Here is a 23,683-nt window from a genome sequence, read left to right as displayed (position 1 = left end):
AATGCCAATTTTAAAAGCAGAAAATCTAGCCAAAATATACAAAAAACGACGCGTTGTTGAAGATGTCAGTTTAACAGTTAATTCGGGTGAGATTGTCGGACTATTGGGACCCAATGGTGCAGGTAAAACAACTACGTTTTATATGGTGGTTGGTATAGTGACATTAAATGCAGGTAAAATTTACCTTGATGATCATGATATCAGCATTTTACCTTTACATGAGCGAGCACAAAAAGGCATTGGCTATTTACCGCAAGAAGCGTCTATTTTTAGAAAATTGTCTGTAATTGATAATATTATGGCAATTTTAGAAACACGCAAAGATATTGATAAAAATGAAAAAATCGATCGTGCGGAAGAACTACTTGAAGAGTTCCATATTACGCATATTCGTGACAGCATAGGGCAATCGTTATCGGGTGGCGAAAGACGACGAGTTGAAATTGCCAGAGCATTAGCGGCAAATCCAAAATTCATTCTGCTTGATGAACCTTTTGCAGGTGTCGATCCTATTTCAGTCATTGATATCAAAAGTATCATTAAACATTTGCGTGATCGTGGATTGGGTGTATTAATAACCGATCACAATGTGCGTGAAACATTAGATGTTTGTGAACGCGCTTATATTGTCAATAAAGGACATTTAATTGCTGAAGGTTCACCTAGTGATATCTTAAGTAATGAATATGTAAAACGAGTCTACTTAGGAAATGAATTTAGGTTATGATGAAACCAAGTTTACAACTGAAAGTTTCGCAACAGCTTTCGATGACACCACAATTACAATTGGCGATTCGATTACTCCAGTTGTCAACTTTAGAACTTCAACAAGAAATTCAAACCGCTTTAGAAAATAACCCATTACTTGAAATTGCCGATCAATATGACGAAATTAACGTTGAACAACACGACGAAATTGAACATATTGACACGCGTGAAGCACTAGATAGCCAAGAAATACCTGATAATATTCCACTTGATGCATCTTTAGATGATATTTATAGTGCAGGAACCCCATCTGGAACTAACTCAGATTATCGTAATGATGAATTGCCTATCTATCAAGGCGAAACTCACGAAACATTACATGATTATTTAGAATGGCAATTAGAGCTAACGCCTTTTAGTGATACAGATAGAGCAATAGCCATTTCAATTATAGAAGCGATTGATGAACGAGGCTATTTGACCGTTTCGTTAGATGAGATTTTAGAAGAACAAGGTAATGATGAGATTGAATTTAATGAAGTTGAAACTGTTTTAAAGCGTATTTGGCATTTTGACCCTATTGGTGTTGGTGCAAGATCGCTACAAGAATGTTTATCTATCCAAATTCAAAATTTATCCTCCCCACCTTTTGTTAATCAAATAATTAATCAATATTTAGATTTATTAGCTAGCCGTGATTATAGAACCTTAAAAAAAGTATTAAATGCTAGTGATGAACAGTTAAAAGAAGCAGTCAATTTTATTCAACATTTACACCCCTATCCAGGTGAATCAATAAATACAACGCCCCCCGATTATGTACTACCTGATGTGTTAGTCAAAAAATTGAATGGAAAATGGATTGTTGAATTGAATAATGACACAATGCCAAATCTACGTATCAATCAGCAGTATGCAGCAATGGAGAAGATAGCAAATGAAAGTGATAGTCAATATATTCGCTCGCATTTGCAAGAGGCCAATTGGTTTATTAAAAGTATCGAAAATCGTAATGAAACCTTATTAAAGGTTAGCCAATTTATTGTTGAGCATCAACAAGCCTTTTTTGAACACGGTGCTGAATACATGAAGCCAATGATTTTGTCTGATGTTGCAACGGCCATTGATATGCATGAATCGACCATTTCTCGTGTAACAACTCAAAAATATCTGCATTGTCCAAGTGGAATTTATGAACTTAAATTCTTTTTCTCAAGTCATGTTAATAATGATTCAGGCGGTGAGGTTTCATCTACTGCTATCCAAGCATTAATTAAAAAATATATATTGGCAGAAAACAGTAAAAAGCCATTAAGTGATAGTAAATTAGTTTCGATGCTTGAAGAGCAAGGCATTATTATTGCACGTCGCACCGTAGCAAAATACCGTGAAGCCTTATCAATTCCGCCATCAAGTCAACGAAAACAGCTTTAAATGTAAAGCTGTTTATGACAACGGATCGTTTTAGATAACTTTTTCAGTTTCAATAATCATCATATCCGTAGTAAAAGAACCATCTGCTTGAAGTTCAAAATATTTTTTTGTATCGTCGGCTGCTGTTTCTTGGTAAATTCGTATCGCTTCAATCAACTGTTCAGGAGTACGCATTCGTTTAACCCATGTATCAAAAGAGAGTGTTAAACGATGACGAGTTATATTATTAATGACGAAACCCGCTTCAGTTAAAAAGGTTAACCACTCACCGGGGGTATAGTCACGAACATGTGAGGTATCACGCATGGCTTCAACGGTTTGTAGCCAAATATCTAATACAGGATGACCTGGTGATACAACATCCATAATAATTAATTTACCGCCAGCTTTAGTTATTCGATGGAGCTGCCGAATACTTTTGCCTACATCATGCCAATGATGAGCAGAATAACGACTGACAACAATATCAAATTGATTATCAGCAAAAGGGGGATATTCAGCATAACCTTGCTTAACGGTTATATTTTGTAAATTGCGCTCTTTTGCTGTTTGCGCTACAACCGATAACATTTCATTTGAAAGATCATAGGCTGTAACATGTTTAACATATTTTGCCGCAATAAAACTGACATGGCCTGCACCACATCCCATATCAAGTAGATTTGCCTCGGAATGCGATATAAGTAGATTAGATAAATATTCAAGATCAGGCCCTTGAGCATGTACTTTGCTAGTTAAATAGGCATTGGCTTGCTCGCCAAACTGCTGTTTTACATTGTCATGATGTGTTGCCATTGTCGATTCTCATTATTGGGCGCAAATAAGCGCCCAAAAGTTAAAGTTAAGCTAAAAATGAAGGGATTTTATGTTCAAAGTCGCTAATTGCTTCTTCATGTTGTAAGGTTAAGCCAATATTATCTAACCCATTTAACAAGCAATGACGTTTAAAAGCATCAATTTTAAATGAATATTGCTTATCGCCGGCAATGACCACTTCATTAACTAAATCGATGGTAAATTCAATGCCTTCATTGGCTTCGACAATTTTAAATAGCTCATCAATATCCTCTTCGGATAAATTGACCAACAATAACTGATTGTTAAATGAGTTATTGTAAAAAATATCGGCAAAACTTGAACCAATAATGGTTTTAAATCCATAATCAGCAAGTGCCCATGGAGCATGTTCACGAGAAGAGCCACAACCAAAATTTTCACGTGTTAATAAAATGCTGGCACCTTTATAGCGGGGTTTATTCAAGACAAATTCAGGATTAGGCTGCTCGCCAGCATCATCTAAAAAGCGCCATTCATGAAAGGCATGTTTACCAAATCCAGTGCGTGTTACTTTCTGTAAAAACTGTTTTGGAATGATTGCATCTGTATCAACATTAGCCGCATCCAAAGGAACGACTAGCCCAGTATGTTTTGTAAATTTTGCCATGACAAGTCTCTCCTTAAAATGGTTTGCGAATATCTGTAAAATGACCAGTAATAGCTGCGGCTGCTGCCATAGCAGGACTAACTAAATGTGTTCTAGCATCGCGTCCTTGGCGACCTTCAAAATTACGGTTGCTAGTTGATGCACAGCGATCTCCTGGTGCTAATTTATCATCGTTCATTGCAAGACACATAGAGCAACCCGGTAAGCGCCATTCAAATCCTGCATCAGTAAAAATCTTATCTAATCCTTCGGCTTCAGCTTGTTCTTTCACTGGTCCTGAACCGGGTACAACTAATGCTTGTACACCTTCAGCCACTTTACGGCCTTTAGCAATTTGCGCAGCAGCTCGTAAATCTTCTATACGTGAGTTTGTACAAGAACCAATAAACACTTTATTGATCTTAATATCAGTCATTTTGGTGCCAGCGGTTAATCCCATATAAGTTAATGCACGCTCTGCAGAGTGTTTTTCAATAGGATCAGCAAAATCATTAGGATTCGGTACTGTTGCATCAATTGAAGTTACTTGACCAGGATTCGTTCCCCAAGTGACTTGTGGTGCGATATCTTTTCCTTCTAACGTCACAACTGTATCAAAATGTGCACCTTCGTCGGTTTTTAGCGTTTTCCAATAAGCCACCGCTTTGTCGAAGTCTTCACCTTTTGGTGAAAATTGACGACCTTTTAAGTACTCAAAAGTCACTTCATCTGGTGCAATTATGCCAGCTTTAGCTCCCATTTCAATTGCCATATTACACAACGTCATGCGTCCTTCCATTGATAATGATTTAATAGCATCACCACAAAATTCAACTACATGACCTGTACCGCCAGCACTAGTTGTTTTGCCAATGATAGCTAAAATAATATCCTTAGCGGTAATGCCATCAGCAACATCTCCTTTAACTTCAATTTTCATCGTTTTAGCTCGACCTTGTTTTAAGGTTTGAGTTGCTAACACATGCTCAACTTCGGAAGTACCAATACCAAAAGCTAATGCACCAAATGCGCCATGTGTTGCAGTGTGCGAATCACCACACACAATAGTCATACCCGGTAAAGTCATACCTTGCTCAGGGCCGACTACATGGACAATACCTCGTAATGGGCTTTGTAAATCATATAATGAAACTCCAAACTCTTTGGCATTTTTTGCCAGTTCGGTTAATTGAATGCGAGCCATTTCGCTACAGGCACTTAAATCATTACTTTGGGTTGAAGTGTTATGATCCATAGTAGCAAAAGTCTTATTGGGCTGGCGAACTTTACGATTCATTGCACGTAAGCCATCAAAGGCCTGTGGAGAGGTGACCTCATGAACTAAATGACGATCGATATATAAAATAGGCGTTTCATTTGGAGCTTCATAAACGACATGCGCATCATATAATTTCTGATACAGTGTTTTTGACATTGCAGATTCCTTATTATTTTTTACAACTGGTATTAGTTTTAAACTTTGACATTATTTACTAATACTATAATTAATTGAATTAAAAAGGATACAAGGAGCAGTTTATTTTGCATACTTGAGTATCCCTTTACTACACATTTAACATAGCTAATTCAATTAAATAAGCTTACAAATAATGTCTCCCATTTCATCAGTTGAAACGGCTTGTTCTTTTTGTGCAAGATCGATAGTACGATAGCCTTGCTCTAATGCTTTATTTACTGCTGTTTCGATAGCTGAGGCAATATCATCACGTTTAAAGCTATAACGGACTAACAAGGCTAATGACAAAATTTGTGCAGCAGGATTAGCAATATTTTTGCCAGCAATGTCAGGTGCGCTACCACCAGCAGGTTCATATAAGCCAAAGCCTTGTTCATTAAGGCTAGCAGAAGGTAACATCCCCATTGAACCAGTTATCATGGCACATTCATCGGATAATATATCCCCAAATAAATTTGAGCATAAAATAACATCGAATTGAGACGGATCTTTAACAAGTTGCATTGTGGCATTATCGATATACATATGCTCAAGTTCGATATCAGGATAGTTTTTAGCTACTTCATTAACCACCTCACGCCACAAAATTGAAGTTTGTAATACGTTGGCTTTATCAATTGAAGTTACTTTTTTGCGACGTAAGCGTGCGGCTTCAAACCCCATTTTTGCAATACGTTCTATCTCAAAACGATGATAAACTTCAGTATCAAATGCTTTTTCTTGAGCACCACTACCTTCACGTCCTTTAGGTAATCCAAAATAAATACCGCCAGTTAATTCGCGCATACATAAAATATCAAATCCACGCTCTGCAATATCGGTGCGTAATGGGCAAAGATCTTCTAAGCCTTGATACAAACGAGCAGGGCGCATATTAGCAAATAATTTGAAGTGTTTACGTAGTGGCAATAACGCACCACGTTCAGGTTGCTTTTCAGGTGGTAAATTAGACCATTTAGGACCACCCACTGAACCAAATAAAATAGCGTCAGCTTTTTCACATCCTTCAAGTGTTTCATTAGGTAATGGGCAACCATGAATATCAATCGCAGCCCCCCCAACATCATACTCGCTAGTTGTGATTGAAAGCTGATATTTTTGGCGGATAACATCTAATACTTTATAGGCTTGTCTCATTACTTCAGGGCCAATACCGTCGCCGGGAAGTACTGCAATATGGTAGTTTTGTGACATTTTTTATTCCTTTACAATCTAAATTAATTTTCATGTTTTGCTGTTAAACGGCAAAACAAATTATCTTTTAGTCATGATGTAATTTTTGTTTTTCTTGTGCAACTTGATTTGCTCTATACACATTATTCAATACATTAATTAAAGCCAAAGCCGATGAGTGAACGATATCGGTTGCAAGCCCAACACCATGGAACTTACGACCTTTATATTCGGCAACAATATCAACTTGTCCTAAAGCATTTTCACCTTGTCCTTTAGAAGCTAACTGATATTTTACAATCGAAATAGGCTCGCCAGTAATACGGTTGATAGCTTGATAAACAGCATCAACAGGACCGTTACCTGTTGCAGCATCAGAATACTTTTTATCACCAATTAACAAGCTAACCGAAGCGGTTGAAACAACCGTCGAACCTGATTGAACATTAAAATAATCCAAAACATAATGTTCTTTTTCATCTTTTAATTGATTGATAAAGATTAATGCTTCTAGATCATAATCAAACACTTGACCTTTTTTATCCGCAAGCTCTAAAAATGACGTATAGACTTGATCCAAGTTATAGTCTTTATCGTGATAACCAAGTTCTTCTAAACGATGTTTAACAGCAGCACGCCCAGAGCGTGAAGTTAGGTTCAATTGGATCTGATTTAAACCAATTGATTCAGGGGTCATAATTTCATAGGTTTCACGGTTTTTAAGCACACCATCTTGATGGATACCAGAAGAATGAGCAAAAGCATTGCTACCAATAACGGCTTTATTTGCAGGGATTGGGGTATTCGTGATTTGACTAACGATTTGACTAGTGCGATAAATTTCTTGATGATTAATATTAGTATGAACATTTAAGATATTTTGACGAACTTTAATCGCCATAATAACTTCTTCAAGTGCGGTATTACCCGCACGCTCACCTAAACCATTCATCGCCCCTTCAATTTGCCGAGCACCTTCTTGAACCGCACTAATCGAGTTAGCCACCGACATACCCAAGTCATCATGACAATGAACAGAGATAATCGCTTGATCAATGTTCGGGACACGTTCAAATAGGGTATGAATAATGCCACCAAATTGATAAGGGACAGTATAACCGACAGTATCCGGAATATTGATCGTTCTTGCCCCTGCTTTAATTGCTGCTTCAACGATACGACATAAGTTATCAATTGGGGTACGGCCTGCATCTTCACAAGAAAACTCCACATCATTAGTATAATTACGTGCACGTTTAATACAGTGCACAGCTCTTTCAATGACATCATCAAATGTCATTTTTAATTTATCTTTAACATGTAAGGTTGATGTTGCCATAAAAGTATGAATTCGAAATTGATCTGCAACTTTTAATGCCTCGGCAGCAACATCAATATCTTTATCAACACAACGAGACAATGCACAAACACAGCTATCTTTAATGGTCTTAGCAATCGTTTGGACTGATTCAAAATCACCAGGAGATGAAACAGGAAAGCCAACTTCCATCACATCGACCCGCATTCGCTCCAAAGCAAGCGCTATTTGTAACTTTTCTTTAACGCTCAAACTTGCTTGTAATGCTTGTTCACCATCGCGTAACGTTGTATCAAAAATAATGACTTGATCGCTCATTGTTTTTCCTTTTATATATTTTAGCGCTATCTCGGTATTTCAAGTTAAAAAAACAAAAAACCCGCACTTTAGCGCGGGTTCTTGTTAATTTGTTGAGTTGTTTATTTAACTACTTCTTTTTACTCCACACACAAGCTATCCGCGCAAATTGATGCGAGGAGGAGGCTTAGGTCGAGTGATAAGAAGTTAATAAACATAATAATCTCTAAATTTTTTCTTATTAAAATAAACTGGTAATACTTTTACCAAATGATATTATCTGTGTCAACGATTATTTTGTTCAATTTTAATATAGTCTAATTTTTTAACTATAAAAATTAAGTAACAAGCGTTGATAGATTATTTAGCAAATCTATTAAAATGATAACTTGAGATGTAATTTAACCTAATTATAATAATTTAAAGCATAACCTCATGAGGGCATAACCATGAATATCGTTGATATTTCTCAAAAACGCTACACTACCAAACATTATGATCCAACAAAAAAAATTCCTGCCGATCAATTCGAACAATTGTTAACAGTTTTAAGAAACAGCCCATCGTCTGTAAATTCTCAACCATGGCATTTTTATGTTATTGATAATGATGCGGCAAAGAATAAAATTTTACCGGCTATACTTGAATTTAATCAACCAAGAGTGACTGGCGCTTCGCATACGATTGTCTTTTGCATTAAAACCCCATTAGATGAAGCCCATCTAGTTAACCTACTTAATCAAGAAGAAAAAGACGGACGCCTTCCTTCTGCGGATTTAAAGGCATCTCAAGACCAAGGAAGACGTCATTTTGTTAATTTGAATAGTAAAACACCTCAATCACAACAATCTTGGGAAAGTAAACAAGCTTATCTTGCATTGGGGCAATTGCTTTTTGCTGCAGCGGCAATTGGTATTGACTCAACAGCTATTGAAGGATATGACGCCGAAAAAATGGATGAAATATTAGATCTTAAAAGCAAAGGATTGAAAAGTGTTGTTGTTGCAACATTAGGCTATCGCGCTGAAAATGACGGCAATGCACATCGACCAAAATCACGCCTACCTAAAGAACAGATTTTCACGTTTTTATAAAAAATAACGTTTTCAATTATCCCACCTAGTAAAAGGTGGGATACCTTAAAATGGCTTTATATAATTTTTGATAATAATTTTGATATTGCTTGAGTTTATCTTTTAGTACTTGTTGTTCTAGGGTAAATTCTTCATTAAAGAAGAAATAACCACCATATCTTTGAGTATAGAATGAACAGCCTTTGTTGAATTTTTCAATTTTATAAAATTGAAAATATTTAAGTAACCAAGATATGCATAATAAATTCAATTTAAGGTATTGTTGATTATATATGCACATGGGGTGAATTTGAACGGTTTTATATAAATCTACCGTTAACACCATTTAACCAATTTACTCACATTATTACAAATAACCCTAGACCCAATCCTCAGAATCGCTACAATATACGCAATTAATCATATAGCAAATGCCTTTTGCTATTTTAACCCAATAAACGGATGATGTTTTATGGCGCAATATGTTTATACCATGAACCGCGTAGGGAAAATTGTTCCCCCTAAACGCTATATTTTAAAAGATATTTCTTTAAGTTTTTTTCCGGGTGCAAAAATTGGTGTACTCGGTTTAAATGGAGCGGGTAAATCAACTTTACTTCGTATTATGGCAGGAGTTGATACTGAAATTGAAGGTGAAGCACGCCCACAACCGGATATTAAAATTGGTTATTTACCCCAAGAACCGAAATTAGATCCTAAACAAACTGTACGCGAAGCTGTAGAGCAAGCAGTTGGTGATGCGAAAAAAGCGCTAGCTCGATTAGACGAAGTCTATGCCGCTTATGCCGATCCTGACGCCGATTTTGACAAATTAGCCAAAGAACAAGCGGAGCTTGAAGCCATTATTCAATCGCAAGATGCTCACAATCTTGATAACCAGTTAGAGCGAGCCGCTGACGCACTACGTTTACCTGATTGGGATGCGAAAATTGAAAATTTATCAGGTGGTGAACGCCGTCGAGTAGCAATTTGTCAATTATTACTTGAAAAGCCTGATATGTTATTAATGGATGAACCGACCAACCACTTAGATGCCGAATCGGTAGCATGGTTAGAACGATTCTTACATGACTACGAAGGTACGGTTGTTGCAGTAACTCACGATCGCTACTTTCTAGACAACGTTGCTGGTTGGATTTTAGAACTTGACCGTGGTGAAGGCATTCCATGGGAAGGCAACTACTCATCTTGGCTTGAACAAAAAGATCAGCGCCTAGCGCAAGAAGCCTCGACCGAATCGGCACGTCGTAAATCGATCGAAAAAGAACTTGAGTGGGTACGACAAAATCCGAAAGGGCGCCAAGCAAAGAGCAAAGCCCGCCTAGCTCGCTTTGAAGAGCTAAACAGTAACGATTATCAAAAACGTAACGAAACTAACGAGCTCTTTATTCCAGCTGGACAACGTTTAGGCGATAAAGTGATTGAAGTAAGCAACCTAACTAAATCGTATGGCGACCGTGTGTTGATTGATAACTTATCTTTTAGTATTCCTAAAGGGGCAATTGTTGGCATTATTGGTCCAAATGGAGCAGGGAAATCAACACTATTTAGAATGCTATCAGGCAAAGAACAACCTGATTCAGGCACAATTACTTTGGGTGAAACAGTGCAACTTGCATCAGTTGATCAGTTCCGTGACAGTATGGACGACAAAAAAACAGTTTGGGACGAAATTTCAAACGGTCAAGATATTATGCGTATTGGCAATTTTGAAATACCAAGTCGTGCTTATGTTGGTCGTTTTAACTTTAAAGGTGTTGATCAGCAAAAGCGTGTAGGTGAACTTTCAGGTGGTGAACGTGGGCGTGTACATTTAGCTAAATTATTGCAAGTGGGTGGTAATGTATTACTACTCGATGAACCAACCAATGATTTAGATGTTGAAACGTTACGTGCGCTTGAAAATGCATTATTAGAGTTTCCGGGTTGTGCTTTAGTGATATCACATGACCGTTGGTTCTTAGATCGTATTGCGACCCATATTTTGGATTATCAAGACGAAGGACATGTGGAATTCTTTGAAGGTAACTTTACCGAATACGAAGAATGGAAAAAGCGCACATTGGGTGCTGAAGCATTAGAGCCTAAACGTGCTAAATATAAACGAATCTCCAAATAGAATTAATTTTTATTTTATTCCGCCGATTTATATTGGCGGAATTGTTTTATCTTCTTGATAGCGATTTTAAATATTTTTCAAAATGTAATTATCTAAACTAACCCTTTAGATGAACTAATAATTCTCGAAAAAGTATCCATTAGCAAACGCGGTATAGCGTTTATACCACGTGATTTTGCATCATCACAAATGGCAATCGCAAGATCAGGTTTTGAACTTTTATGAATTGCTTTTTGAATAATTTGATGTACAGGCAGATCAATATGCTCTGTTGTATTATAAGCGGCAAGTTTATAGACATGACTAAAACCATGTTTAAATAAAAAGTTTTCAATGTCTCGCGCAGGTAAAACCGTTAAGTAATCATTAGGGTTTTTATCTTCACCACATAACGATTTTACTGTATCGGCATATTTTTTACCCGCCATATCCCCATCAGTAATTACATACCAATGAATTCCCATTTTATTGGCATATTTTATAAGCGGTTTTAAACCACACTGAGCAAACTCAATAAGCTGAACTCCCTCTGAACTCAGATGATAACCGCTCTGTTCTGCTAGTTCACGCAATAGCCAAACTTCGGTTTCACCCTCGACTAACAGCCAACAACGGGCAAATAAAGCACTGGCACGACGGTAAAAAATATGGAATAAAATGCGCCGACTATCATCAACGCCAAAAGATTGAGGAGTAATATATTTGGGTACAATTTTATCGGGTAGGCGAATTAATCGATACAGACACTCTAAAGGAAATAACGAAACTAAATCACTCGAATTAGACGTAATAATTTTTTGCGTTGGTAGATGTTTCAACAACCGAAAGCCAACCGACAAAATAATCGGATGTAACTGGCTTTCAGGCTCTTCTAAAATTAAAATAGGTACAGCGTGTTGTGAAAGCGTATTATGCCCCTTGGCATTAACAATCGCCCCTAAAATACCCAGTAATGCGGTACGCAAATAATCATTATCAAGATCATCTAACACATTATTAATACGTTCAAGCGAATCCCAATCCTCGCTACGAGGTGAGCTATTTTGGGCTACATGCTTGTAGTGGTAGCGGCGCTCTTGATCCGCAAAATAATATTCCAGAAGTGCTCTTGCTGCTTGCAAACCGCGGTGCAACTCATCGGGTGTTAGTTGGGTTGAATAGGCTTTTAATTGCTCACAAAGTTGCGCAGTATAGTATTCCGACAAAGGTTGATTGGTTATAGGTAGATTTTGCGGACTAATCGAACTTTTCAGCGCCATAACAGGATTAAGGCCTATTAAATGGGCAATTAATGATTTGTGATCAGGAAAAGAAAAGGCCCTTTGTTGCAAGTCCACCAACGCATGTTGAGTTATAATTTTATTGGCTTGTTTATTTGCGGTAATAAGGTAAGTGATTCGGCGCAGTTTATCTTTTTCAACAAGGTAAGTAGCAGGCAATAATGGCTGATAGATAGGATTGTTAAGTTCATTAAAAGACGACTCGCAATAGGTTATTTTAATCTCAATCTTGTTGCCATAGACATTGTATTGGTCATGATAAAAATCAGAATCGACAAATTGATAAAACGTGTTATCCAGTGATAACAATTGCAAAGCGCTGATTAAACTTGACCGCCCCCAACGATTTTCACCCATTAGTACGCTAGAACTTGCATTTAATTTTAAAGATAGTTGACTAATACCTTTAAATCCGGAAATATCAATTTGTTCAATAAACATAGCGTATCCTTATTGTTAAAGATGATACTTTTCTGTCCTTTTACGAATTCGTTCAACTTTTTGATGCGTACTAGCAATTAACTTAGCTTCATTACGCAAGATCGTTTTTAAAGGTTGATTAAAATACACTTTCAAAAAACGCCAAATATCACGATCAGTTAGCCCAATATTCATGGCTGAAAAATAAAGCCCAATTAAATCTTTATCGCGCCAACGAACAGGAACGGTTTTACGGATTTGAGCTCGGTGTAAATCAATCACCGACAATTTTATTTGCTGATGATTTTCAAAAAGCGGAATATCAAGCAAAAAGTGACACAAATAACAATCACGATGATTAACCCCAGCGGCATGCATTCGAGCCACCATTTTTGCCAAATAAATAACTAAAGAACGCTTTATATGATAGCTAGGTGGGTTAGTTAACCATGGCTTAGTAAAATCTTCTAAACTCACAGTCGGGTTAAGATCTTTGGTTACAATAAATGAATGACGAGTCAGCGGATTTAGTCCCTTACGACCAAATGCTCGCCCATCCATCGTATTAACGCCAACTTGCTCCAAACGCTCAATCGCATCCCACTCTTGCTTAGCATCTAAAACAGGTAAACGTAACGAAATAAGATTCTTCACAATCTCTTTAATGGTTGTACCACGATGAATTTTAATAAAATACGATTCACCACCAAGCTCAAAATTCAACGTTTTACGTTGTTTTACTGCACGATAAATTTTCCCCGATATTAACTCAACTTCTGCAAATGGATCTTTACCAGCCCATAATTGCTCAAAAGGTGATTTTAGCTTAATTTCATTCATGATTATCACAACCTAAAATAATCTTTGCAGCACGCTCTGCTAAGTGGTATAAATCAGCCGTTTTACCATAATGTATTGCATTGTAATGCCATGTTAATAACTGATCGTGATTTGTTATGGCATTTTTCACGGTCTCGTTTAACGCTGATTGTGCAAAAGGCTCATCAAGCACAACACCAGCATTGGCATCATCAATATGATAAGCATAGCCTGAAATGCTTGACACAATCACAGGCACCCCAGCGGCTAACCCTTCAATAAGCACCATACCGGCTGCTTCTTGTCTTGCTGGATGCAATAGCAAATCTGCCGCAAACAAAAAATCAGGGATATCATTACGACCTGCAAAAAAACGTACTTGATGCTCAATGCCGAGTTGCTTAGCTAGTTTTTGATAAGCCTCAGGGTTATCCTGCCCCACAACTAAAAAAGTCACTTTTTGTTTTAAATCGCAAGGTAGTGCAGCAATGGCGGTTAAAAATCGATCTACTCCCTTACGCTTAAAATCTGATCCAATTTGCACAACAACAAAATTATTCTCATCAATTTGATTGGCTTGCCTAAATTGCTTACCTTTAGCTAGCGACTCATAATTGTATTGACGATCTTGCGCAATACCGGGTGGTAATAGGTAAAAGCGTGATGGATCAGTATGATAATAGTGCTCAAAGTCACTGATTTGCTGTTTTGTTAGTACCATAACTTTGGTTTGGCTTTGTTGATTAAATACCGCATTTTCAAAAGCTAAATAGTGCTTACAGCGTTTTGACCATTTATATAAAAAGCCCTTGTGTGACACCTTTTCGGCATAACAAGTATCACCCGCAAAATAAACATCCAAATCAGGCATTTTATTAAAGCCAACCACACAATCAACAGGATTTGCTTGTAAATGAGCTTTCACCCAACGGTAATAAGATTGATTACGGCTATGATTAGACCAGCCTTTTTTAGGCACCAAAACCACATCAAAGCCTGTTGGTTTATCGCCTTGCCATGACATCACATAAATTCGTACATGGTGACCTTGAGCTTGGCAAGCCTTAGCAATTTGCAAAAAATCACGTTGCAAACCACCAAAAGGAAAATATTTATAAATACAAAACGCCAGTTGCATGCAGATTGCCTCAAGTTTTAAAGGAGTATTATATACTTAGTATTTATTTGGGTGCAAAGTTTGATTTTACTAGAATTAATCTTACTGGAAAATTTTTGTCATAGTGACATTTGAATAAAAATACTGTCTTTTGTAAAAATAATTCAGGATTCTATACCGTTATAATTTGTTTTATGTGTAAAACAACGTCTTTTTGTTTACACTTCATGGTTAAAATAATCCTCTAAAAATGCTAAGGTATTTCCTAACTTCAGCTTTTCCATTCATTTGTGGACCGGTGATTTTTGCTTGATATACCGGTTATCACTCAGTTTATTTAAATAAATCAATATAATATAAATTTTGTGAAAAAGTTTCAGGAGTGTACTACGTTTATGTATAAAAATCAATAAAATCAAATGGATATGTAAAGTTAAATATTCTCTAGTTTTCTGCTTTGTTTGATTTTTCAGTAAAGGGAAACCTTTGGTATCAATCTGTAATATTTTGCTTGGATAAGTTTTGTTATCGGCTTTAGCTTGCCGTCTTAATTTATTTTCAATGGATTTTTGGATTTTTAAACAAACCATTAATACCTAACTGATAGGTTTATAACGTTCATTTTTCCAACAGAAAGGGGCAAAAACGCTAATTGAACCTTATTTGACACGTTATAAATGGTCGGGAAACCATAACGCGCTTAGCCAAATTAGTAATGGTTATTTTTCTTTATGATATAAGCCCTTATCATGTGTTTGTGACAGGGCGCTAATTTTGTTTTTTATGGGGATTTATAACAGCAATTTTTCAAATTACGGTAAACAACCCAAGGCATCTTTACAGATAACTGTTAATAAAAAATGAAGTGAATAAATAAAAGAATGCTTTTTTCATAATCATTAAATCTGTCTATGATTTAAAAAAGTAACAATCCCCAATAGCACTACCTTGAGCACCAAACTGGCGTAAATTGTGATCAACGGCATTCATCGATTGCCAATGGTTTTCACACCAATCAGGGGCAAGTAAAGTTGGTTTTCTGGCATTAGCTGATACGCGATGATACAAAATATTAGCTGGAGTTTGGCGAATGATATCGCCAGCAATATCGACATATTCATCTAATGACAATACAGCAATCCGCCCGGCTCGCCAAGATTTTGCCATAATACTGCCTTCAACAATATGTAAAGGATGCAGTTTCAAACCATCCACGCCACTTTCAAGCACACGCTCAAGGGTTATAAAATTATCCTGTTTGGTTTCTTTGGGTAAACCAATAATTAAGTGAGTACAGACCTTAATGCCAAGCTTGCGTGCCTTTTGTACGGTTTGATAATAATCATCAAAAGTATGCCCTCGATTAATATCGTGTAAGGTTTTATCATGGGCTGTTTGTAACCCCAGTTCCAACCAAACTTCATAGCCATTGGATTGATAATATGCAAGCAAATCAAGTGCTTCATTAGGAACACAATCAGGGCGAGTACCAACACAAAGCCCAACAATATCCGCACTATTCAGGGCTTCTTCATACATATTTTTTAGAATTTCAACCTCGGCGTAGGTGCTGGTATAAGCCTGAAAATAAGCAAGGTATCGTTTAGATTTTTTCATTTGTTGGGCTTGCGAAGTTAATTGCTCCGAAATTGATTTAACCTGAATAGATTCATCAATGATTGAGGCAACATTACAAAAAGTACAACCACCTTGACCAATAGTGCCATCTCGATTGGGACAGCTAAAGCCACCATGTAAAGTAAGTTTATAGATCTTTTCGCCATAGCGACGTTGTAAATCGGAACCAAATGTATTAACGACTAAATGAAGTTGCATTATAAACCAAATAAAATTTTAATTATTTTATCAATATGTCTTGTAAGCCATATCTTATCCATAATACTACATTTCAACAATATATAAATATTTTTTATAACTCAAAAAAAAGATTGAAATTGAGCGCTGATTAAGTAAGGATAATTAGTGTTGTTTTTTTATACTGTAGTGTACGACAACGTTTAAGGTTTGTTGCGATTAATAACTAGGAGTTAACATGTTTAGTAAAGATATGACTATTGCCGAATACGATAAAGAACTGTGGGATGCGATAAAAGGTGAGGAACAGCGTCAAGAAGATCACCTTGAACTGATCGCATCAGAAAACTATACCAGTCCACGTGTAATGCAAGCACAAGGCTCACAACTCACCAATAAATATGCTGAAGGTTATCCTGGCAAACGTTATTACGGTGGTTGTGAATATGTTGATGTTGTTGAAAAATTAGCAATTGATCGTGCTAAGGCTTTATTTGGTGCTGATTATGCTAATGTGCAACCGCATTCAGGTTCACAAGCTAATTTTGCCGTTTATATGGCACTTTTAAATACAGGCGATACAGTTTTAGGTATGAACCTATCTGAAGGAGGGCATTTGACGCACGGTTCACCCGTTAGCTTTTCGGGTAAACTTTATCATATTGTGGATTATGGAGTTGATGATTCAGGGCATATTGATTATGACAAATTGGCTAAAACAGCCCAAGAATCTAAACCTAAAATGATTATTGGTGGATTTTCGGCTTATTCTGGGGTGGTCGATTGGCAACGCATGCGCAAAATCGCCGATAGTGTGGGTGCTTATTTGTTTGTGGATATGGCGCATGTGGCAGGGCTAGTTGCGGCAGGTGTTTATCCAAATCCACTTCCTTATGCTCACGTTGTTACTACTACAACTCATAAAACTTTAGGTGGTCCTCGTGGCGGTTTGATTTTGGCTAAAGGTGGTAGTGAAGAATTATATAAAAAGTTAAATTCGGCTGTCTTTCCAGGAGCCCAAGGTGGTCCTTTAATGCATGTAATTGCCGCTAAAGCAGTTGCGTTAAAAGAGGCGATGGAGCCTGAGTATAAAATCTATCAACAACAAGTGGTGAAAAACGCTAAAGCTATGGTCGAGGTGATTTTGCAACGTGGCTATAAAATAGTTTCAGGCGAAACACAAAACCATCTGTTTTTAATTGATTTAGTCGATAAAAATATTACAGGTAAAGAAGCTGATGCGGCTTTAGGTAGTGCCAACATTACCGTTAATAAAAATAGTGTACCAAAAGATCCACAAAGCCCATTTGTAACATCTGGTGTGCGTATCGGTACGCCAGCTATTACTCGCCGAGGCTTTAAAGAAGCCGAATCACAAGATTTAGCTAATTGGATTTGTGATGTTTTAGATAATATCGATGACGAGCAAAACATCCAAGCCGTGAAAGAAAAGGTGCTTGCAATTTGCCGTCGTTTGCCAGTTTATCAGCATTAATGGTTGTTTCATTTCGCCGACGGTTGGCGGCGAAATGGTTTTTTGCTTTTATTTACCAATATTGGCATTTGTGTCAGTTTTGTTTTGTGCTTGTTTGTGCTGTTCGATATAGCGGTCAAGGTTACCTTCATGCCATAACCAGCCTCCTGTAATTCCAACACCAAGTAAAATTGCCAACCAAAAAATAATAATTAGTTTGTTGTGACGTTGTTTCATTGGATCGCGCAAATTACGTTTTGCATTGGATGGGAGCTGTGCTTTGCTTGTGAGCAAGCCTCCTAGCATTAAGTTGATTTTAACTTGCCCATTAATTGCCCAACCTGATGCTTCTAGTAATGGTCCAAGCGTTCTTCGACGTAATTTTAACCATGCTAAAATAACAGAAGGGCCTGAAATAATCAAAAATAATCCAATAAAAACCAAAGGCACTTGCCACCAAGCTAGCGCAAAAATGGCTTGGAATATTGAGGCTAATGCAGTGCCAATTGCACCAATGGCTAACCCAATTGCAGCAAAAATCCCCACACTTTTGCCAATATCAAATTTATTAGCTGGATTTTGTAGTGCTTGTTCGCTTGATTTTTCGACATCGGCATCTTTACTGCTTGCCCATTTATTTAGTTGTTCAGTAATTACGCGCCCTATTCTTTGATAAGGTGCCCAAACTGCTTGTTGTATGCTGATGGGTTTAGTAATAATTTTGACCACATTGGCATCCCAATCGTTGCCTTTGTTGTCAATAAATACGCCATTACGTCCTTCAATCAATAAATCGCCTTGCCCTGCTGTTATTGCTGCAGCAACAATCTGCTTTTGCCCGTTTCTTGTACATTCACAATAAAGTAAGCAAAGCTCGGAATAGTTTGCCATTGCTGTGTGTTTGGCAATGTTATCAACGGCAACGCAAAGAGTAGCACAACGTCCATCAATGTAAAGATTTCCTAGTTGGAAAGCAGCTCGTGTTTTTAGCGAAAAGAAGTCCGAAAAAGAGACAAAGTTAACTAGTAAGCGGTAAAGGTGTTTGTGAAATAGAACTAACTTTTCTAATACGATTATATCTGATGCAGATATCGGTGTTTTATTATCTTGCTCAACCATTTGTTTAAATTGATCAAGTAAGTCACCACTAGCTAAATGAGCGATGGTGCTATTGGGGATATCTTCTATATTAGCAGATGGTTTTGTTGTAACAGTTAATTGTGCTATTTCGGGTTTAGCGCTGATTAGTGTGGCATAAGTTTTTAAATTTTTTTGAATATCTTGCCACTCTTGTTGGGTTAGTTGGTCGGGATTTGATAGCGATGATTCTACTAATGTTTTGAATCGGCTAATTTTTGCTTTCCAAAGTGGGTTAAGCCCATTGATAAGATCAAGGGTATTGGTGTTGCCAATTTTTGATAAAGGTAATTCAGCTAAATCTTTGTCAGATAGTAGCCCATTTTGGGTAGGTACGATGTATTTTTCATCAACATTAAGCGAGGTTTGTGCTTGTGGTGCATATTGTGCCAGTTCAACACGTAAAAAATAATCATCAATTTTAGGTTTAAGTTGTTCAATTAACTTCCAAATTTCGGCACTATTTTCCTTAAATGGGGTTGGGGTATTGCTGATTTGCGTTTGCCACTGTAGCCATGTTTTTAGGTTATCGACAAAGGTGGTGGCAATATTTAGATCAATGCCGTCTTGCCCACTCATATCTTTTTGTGCACCAGTGGTTTCGATAGCAGTTTGGATAAAGGTTTGCATGTCTGCTGATAATTCACTTGATGCAGGGAAGATTAAATCACCGTTATAAACTTTGTTTGCATTGCTTTTTATTGATTGCTCAATATCATCTTGTGTTAAATAATCTACGTCGTTTTTATTTAAGCTAGCTAAAATGCTGTGAGCAGTGATTGATAGTTTTTTCCCTTGTGGGGTCGAGGTGTTAATTTCGGATAAAGGCAGGGTTTCACTTGACTGTAAAATACTATCAAACGAGGTTATTTTATCTTGTGTCCAACTAATAGCATCGAGAATATCAGGAATACGAATACGTCCGTCTTTGTCTGTATCAAGTAAGGCTAAAGTCCGCTCATCAAAATCAAGCCCTGTAGTTGGGCAACTTAAAGCTACCCATAATTTAGGGTCTAAATCAGGTAAATTGATAATGTCATTGGCGTTTTTAAATACAACTTGATCAAGCCCACCGACACGCTGAAATGTCCATATGTGACTCATAATTATCCTCATATTAAAATCTAAATAATATTTAGCTAGCTAATATAAACAGTTTTTGATTTTTTTAATAGGTCACAATGGTGATTTCTAATATTTGTGATACCTATTAGATTAACTTTGTTATTTGACTTAGTTGTCTTAGGAAACTTTATGATAGAATAGTGTTTTATTATTTAATATCCAAATAAAAACCAATAATATGTCATTAATTAATCTTACCAATGCTTACCTTTCATTTAGTGATACACCACTGCTTGATCATATTGATATGTCTATTGAATCAAGCGAGCGTGTTTGTCTTGTTGGCCGTAATGGCGCTGGTAAGTCAACATTACTTAAAGTGTTAAATAAGGAAGTGCCATTAGATGAAGGGCAAATTATTTATGAAAATAATGTGATTGTGTCACGCTTACAACAAGATCCTCCTCGTGATGTGCAAGGTAATGTATTTGATTTTGTTGCTGAAGGTTTGCACGAACAAGCGCAATTATTAAGAGATTATTACGATTTATCCCATCGTATTGAGCAAGATCCTAATGAAAGTAATTTAGCTAAATTAGCCAAACTACAAGAACAGTTAGATCATCAAAATGGTTGGCAATTAGATAGCCGTATTCGTAATGTTATTTCTTCATTATCGCTTGATGGTGATGCGTTGTTGTCTTCGTTATCGGGTGGGTGGTTGCGTAAAGTCGCATTAGCCAAAGCGTTGGTTTGTCAGCCAACAGTTTTATTGCTTGATGAACCAACCAATCATTTGGATATTCAAACCATTAAATGGTTGGAAGATTTTTTGAAAAGTTTTAATGGCAGTATTGTGTTTATTTCCCATGATCGTTCGTTTATTCGTCAAATGGCAACGCGTATTATTGATTTGGATCGAGGTAAAATTGCGTATTGGAGTGGGAGTTATGATAATTATTTGCTTGGTAAAGAAGAAGCATTGCGTGTTGAAGAGTTACAAAATGCTGAATTTGATAAAAAATTAGCTCAAGAAGAAGTCTGGATCCGACAAGGTATTAAAGCTCGTCGTACTCGTAATGAAGGGCGAGTGCGAGCATTAAAAGCAATGCGTCAAGAATATAGCAAGCGTCGCCAAGTTATGGGTAGTGCTAAAATGCAAATTGAGGAAGCATTACGTTCAGGAAAAGTTGTTTTTGAACTTGAAAATGTGACATATCAGATTGAAGATAAGTTACTAGTTAATGATTTTTCTGTGCAAGTATTACGTGGTGATAAGATCGCTCTGATTGGCCCTAATGGTGTTGGTAAAACAACTTTATTAAAATTGATGTTGGGTAATTTGACACCAACATTAGGTAGTGTGCATTGTGGCACAAAGCTTGAAGTTGCTTATTTTGACCAATATCGTCTCGAACTTGATCCTGAAAAAACGGTGATGGATAATTTAGCCGAAGGTAAGCAAGAGGTCATGGTTAATGGCCGATCACGCCATGTACTTGGTTATTTACAGGACTTTTTATTTCCGCCTAAACGTGCCAGAACACCTGTACGAGCACTGTCTGGAGGGGAGCGTAATCGTTTATTGCTGGCTAAACTATTTTTAAAACCTAGCAATTTATTAATACTTGATGAACCGACCAATGATCTTGATATTGAAACATTAGAATTGCTAGAAGAGTTAGTGAATGATTATCAAGGAACTGTCTTGTTGGTTAGTCATGATCGGCAATTTGTTGATAATGTGGTTACTCAATGTTGGTTTTTTGAAGAAAAAGGTCATATTGGTATTTATGCTGGTGGTTATGCCGATGCTCTGCAACAACAGCAGCAGGCACAACCAGTTAAAGTAACGACAGTTAATAAACTTGAGCAACCTAAAAAAGAATTAGGTGCTACTAATAATCAAAGTAGTGAGCGAACCGCTAAAAAGAAAGTTAAACTGAGTTATAATGAACAACGAGAATTGGCACAATTACCAAGCAAAATAGAACAATTAGAATTAGAGATTACTGATTTACAAGCACAAATTGGTCAAAGTGACTTTTTTAATCAAACTCATGAAATTACTAGTCCAATTTTACAATCTTTGGCAGATAAAGAGGCTGAATTAGAAGCTGTTTTTGAAAGATGGGAGCAGCTAGAGTCTTTAAGCAAATCATAAGGTAAGTGTTAGTATTTTTCAGCATTATTTATTTGTGTTATAAAATAAATAATGCTGTTTTCTTACCCTAAGGTTTTTATATAATATTTTTTACATAACCCTTTTTTAAATGACTGTTTTATTATTCCACAATTTTCTAGAGAAAAAGTAGAATAATATTAGTGCGATGATGACAAAACACGCACCAACATAACCAATGTAATCAATTGAAAGTAAAATTAATACCTTACTGCCTATAAAAGCACCGCCTCCTATTCCAATATTGAAAATACCAGAATAGACTGAAGTGGCTATATCTGTGGCATCGGGTGCGGCATCAATTACTTTACTTTGCATAACCATTCCAATAATTGTAATGGAAAGTCCCCAAATCAAACATTGAATAATTGCAGTATAAAGCGTTAATGAACAGACATAAAGCGATAATAAGCAAGTAATCAGTAATAGCATAGGGATGATGAAAATTGCGGTTGGATTCTTTTCAGCATATTTTGCAAAAATAACGCTACCAATCATTCCAGAAAAACCTACAACTAATAATAAAAGGACGATAACATTTTGATTAAATCCACCAATATTTTTCATGAATGGCGTAATATAGGTATAGGCAGTAAAGTGACCTGCAATAATAATGGCAATTAATAAATAAATGTTTAGCAGTATAGGACGTTTTAATACATGCGGAATATCTTTGATAGAAATAATATTCATGCTTGGTACAGTAGGCAATAAGCGGAGTAGTAATATCATCACGCAAAAAGCGATACCAGCAATACATAAAAAAGTCACTCGCCAGCCGACAAGTTGCCCTATGATTGTACCGATGGGGATACCTAATATAGTTGCCATTGATACGCCAATAACAATAAATCCCATTGCTTTAGCTTTTTTCCCATTGGGTGCTAACCGAACCGCTAGAGGTGTTGTAATTGCCCAAAATACAGCATGAGCACAAGCAATACCAATTCTTGCTATCATTAAGCTGTAAAAATTCCATGCGACTCCAGCTAAAATATGACTACCTATAAATAGGCAAAATAAAAAAATGAGTAGCTTTCTCCGTTCTATTTTTGATGTTAATACTGTGAGTGGCAATGATAATAACGAAACAGCCCATGCATAAATTGTGAGTAGTAATCCAGCATGAGCTACGTCCATTGAAAAGCTTTCAGCAATATTGGGTAATAGTCCGACAGGTACAAATTCCGTTGTATTAAAAATAAATGCCGCAAATGCAAGACAAAGAATTGATGACCAAACCCGAGATCGGTTAATACTATTATTCATGATTAAGATTTTGGAGGGAATATTAGATTACTTTTGATTATAACTGAATATGTTTGTCTATT

At 36.7% G+C, this 23,683-nt stretch carries 17 protein-coding genes; 6 read left to right on the top strand and 11 right to left on the bottom strand.

The window, feature by feature from the left end:
* Position 1: 1 nt before the first annotated feature.
* Both lptB and A9G35_RS04845 read left to right on the top strand, forming a co-directional pair.
* The gene (gene lptB / locus A9G35_RS04850; RefSeq protein WP_065635912.1) at positions 2–727 is read left to right on the top strand and encodes an LPS export ABC transporter ATP-binding protein; all 726 of its coding nucleotides are present in this window, start codon (positions 2–4) and stop codon (positions 725–727) included.
* Complete coding sequence (locus A9G35_RS04845) at positions 727–2,142, top strand: RNA polymerase factor sigma-54 (RefSeq protein WP_065635938.1); 1,416 nt, start codon at positions 727–729, stop codon at positions 2,140–2,142. Before lptB ends, A9G35_RS04845 begins: the two co-directional genes overlap by 1 nt.
* 30 nt (positions 2,143–2,172) lie before the next feature.
* Here A9G35_RS04845 and A9G35_RS04840 read toward each other — a convergent pair whose 3' ends face one another.
* The 5 genes from A9G35_RS04840 to leuA all read right to left on the bottom strand — a co-directional run bounded on the left by A9G35_RS04840 (position 2,173) and on the right by leuA (position 7,851).
* Positions 2,173–2,937 carry a class I SAM-dependent methyltransferase gene (locus A9G35_RS04840; RefSeq protein ID WP_065635911.1) on the bottom strand — a complete coding sequence of 255 codons (765 nt, stop codon included), beginning with the start codon at positions 2,935–2,937 and terminating at the stop codon, positions 2,173–2,175.
* A gap of 46 nt (positions 2,938–2,983) precedes the next feature.
* A complete protein-coding gene (leuD, locus tag A9G35_RS04835) occupies positions 2,984–3,586 on the bottom strand; it encodes a 3-isopropylmalate dehydratase small subunit (RefSeq protein WP_065610387.1) in 603 nt (200 codons plus the stop codon).
* A 13-nt stretch (positions 3,587–3,599) separates the two neighbouring features.
* Positions 3,600–5,000 carry a 3-isopropylmalate dehydratase large subunit gene (leuC, locus tag A9G35_RS04830; RefSeq protein WP_065635910.1) on the bottom strand — a complete coding sequence of 467 codons (1,401 nt, stop codon included), beginning with the start codon at positions 4,998–5,000 and terminating at the stop codon, positions 3,600–3,602.
* 156 nt (positions 5,001–5,156) lie between these two features.
* Entirely contained in the window at positions 5,157–6,236 is a 1,080-nt protein-coding gene (gene leuB / locus A9G35_RS04825; protein ID WP_034913242.1) for a 3-isopropylmalate dehydrogenase, read from the bottom strand.
* A gap of 67 nt (positions 6,237–6,303) precedes the next feature.
* Entirely contained in the window at positions 6,304–7,851 is a 1,548-nt protein-coding gene (leuA, locus tag A9G35_RS04820; RefSeq protein ID WP_065635909.1) for a 2-isopropylmalate synthase, read from the bottom strand.
* 428 nt (positions 7,852–8,279) lie between these two features.
* Here leuA and nfsB point away from each other — a divergent pair, with 428 nt between their 5' ends.
* Positions 8,280–8,924 carry an oxygen-insensitive NAD(P)H nitroreductase gene (nfsB, locus tag A9G35_RS04815; protein ID WP_065635908.1) on the top strand — a complete coding sequence of 215 codons (645 nt, stop codon included), beginning with the start codon at positions 8,280–8,282 and terminating at the stop codon, positions 8,922–8,924.
* 451 nt (positions 8,925–9,375) lie between these two features.
* Complete coding sequence (gene ettA / locus A9G35_RS04805) at positions 9,376–11,043, top strand: energy-dependent translational throttle protein EttA (protein ID WP_065635906.1); 1,668 nt, start codon at positions 9,376–9,378, stop codon at positions 11,041–11,043.
* A gap of 92 nt (positions 11,044–11,135) precedes the next feature.
* Here the strand turns inward: ettA and A9G35_RS04800 are convergent, their stop codons facing one another.
* From A9G35_RS04800 to A9G35_RS04780, 4 genes are all read right to left on the bottom strand, one after another.
* Positions 11,136–12,764, bottom strand: coding sequence for a DUF2813 domain-containing protein (locus A9G35_RS04800; protein WP_065635905.1), 1,629 nt, complete (start codon positions 12,762–12,764; stop codon positions 11,136–11,138).
* Positions 12,765–12,779: 15 nt separating this feature from the next.
* A complete protein-coding gene (rfaP, locus tag A9G35_RS04795; protein ID WP_065635904.1) occupies positions 12,780–13,583 on the bottom strand; it encodes a lipopolysaccharide core heptose(I) kinase RfaP in 804 nt (267 codons plus the stop codon).
* Complete coding sequence (locus tag A9G35_RS04790; RefSeq protein ID WP_065635903.1) at positions 13,576–14,700, bottom strand: glycosyltransferase family 4 protein; 1,125 nt, start codon at positions 14,698–14,700, stop codon at positions 13,576–13,578. Before A9G35_RS04790 ends, rfaP begins: the two co-directional genes overlap by 8 nt.
* Before the next feature lie 888 nt (positions 14,701–15,588).
* Complete coding sequence (locus A9G35_RS04780; RefSeq protein ID WP_065635901.1) at positions 15,589–16,515, bottom strand: TIGR01212 family radical SAM protein; 927 nt, start codon at positions 16,513–16,515, stop codon at positions 15,589–15,591.
* 217 nt (positions 16,516–16,732) lie between these two features.
* Here A9G35_RS04780 and glyA point away from each other — a divergent pair, with 217 nt between their 5' ends.
* On the top strand, positions 16,733–17,989 hold the full coding sequence (gene glyA, locus A9G35_RS04775) for a serine hydroxymethyltransferase (RefSeq protein ID WP_065635900.1): 1,257 nt from the start codon (positions 16,733–16,735) through the stop codon (positions 17,987–17,989).
* Between the two features lie 48 nt (positions 17,990–18,037).
* On the opposite strand, the gene A9G35_RS04770 is transcribed toward glyA, so the two are convergent.
* The gene (locus A9G35_RS04770; RefSeq protein ID WP_065635899.1) at positions 18,038–20,209 is read right to left on the bottom strand and encodes a MerC domain-containing protein; all 2,172 of its coding nucleotides are present in this window, start codon (positions 20,207–20,209) and stop codon (positions 18,038–18,040) included.
* Positions 20,210–20,408: 199 nt separating this feature from the next.
* Here A9G35_RS04770 and A9G35_RS04765 point away from each other — a divergent pair, with 199 nt between their 5' ends.
* Positions 20,409–22,334: an ABC transporter ATP-binding protein gene (locus tag A9G35_RS04765; RefSeq protein WP_065635898.1), complete on the top strand. Its 1,926-nt coding sequence runs from the start codon at positions 20,409–20,411 to the stop codon at positions 22,332–22,334.
* A gap of 105 nt (positions 22,335–22,439) precedes the next feature.
* Here the strand turns inward: A9G35_RS04765 and A9G35_RS04760 are convergent, their stop codons facing one another.
* A complete protein-coding gene (locus A9G35_RS04760; RefSeq protein ID WP_065635897.1) occupies positions 22,440–23,621 on the bottom strand; it encodes a sugar transporter in 1,182 nt (393 codons plus the stop codon).
* Positions 23,622–23,683: the final 62 nt, after the last annotated feature.

The organism is Gilliamella sp. Choc5-1 (assembly GCF_001690595.1).
Lineage (GTDB): Bacteria > Pseudomonadota > Gammaproteobacteria > Enterobacterales > Orbaceae > Gilliamella > Gilliamella apicola_M.
This window is presented reverse-complemented; position numbering and strand designations above follow the sequence as displayed.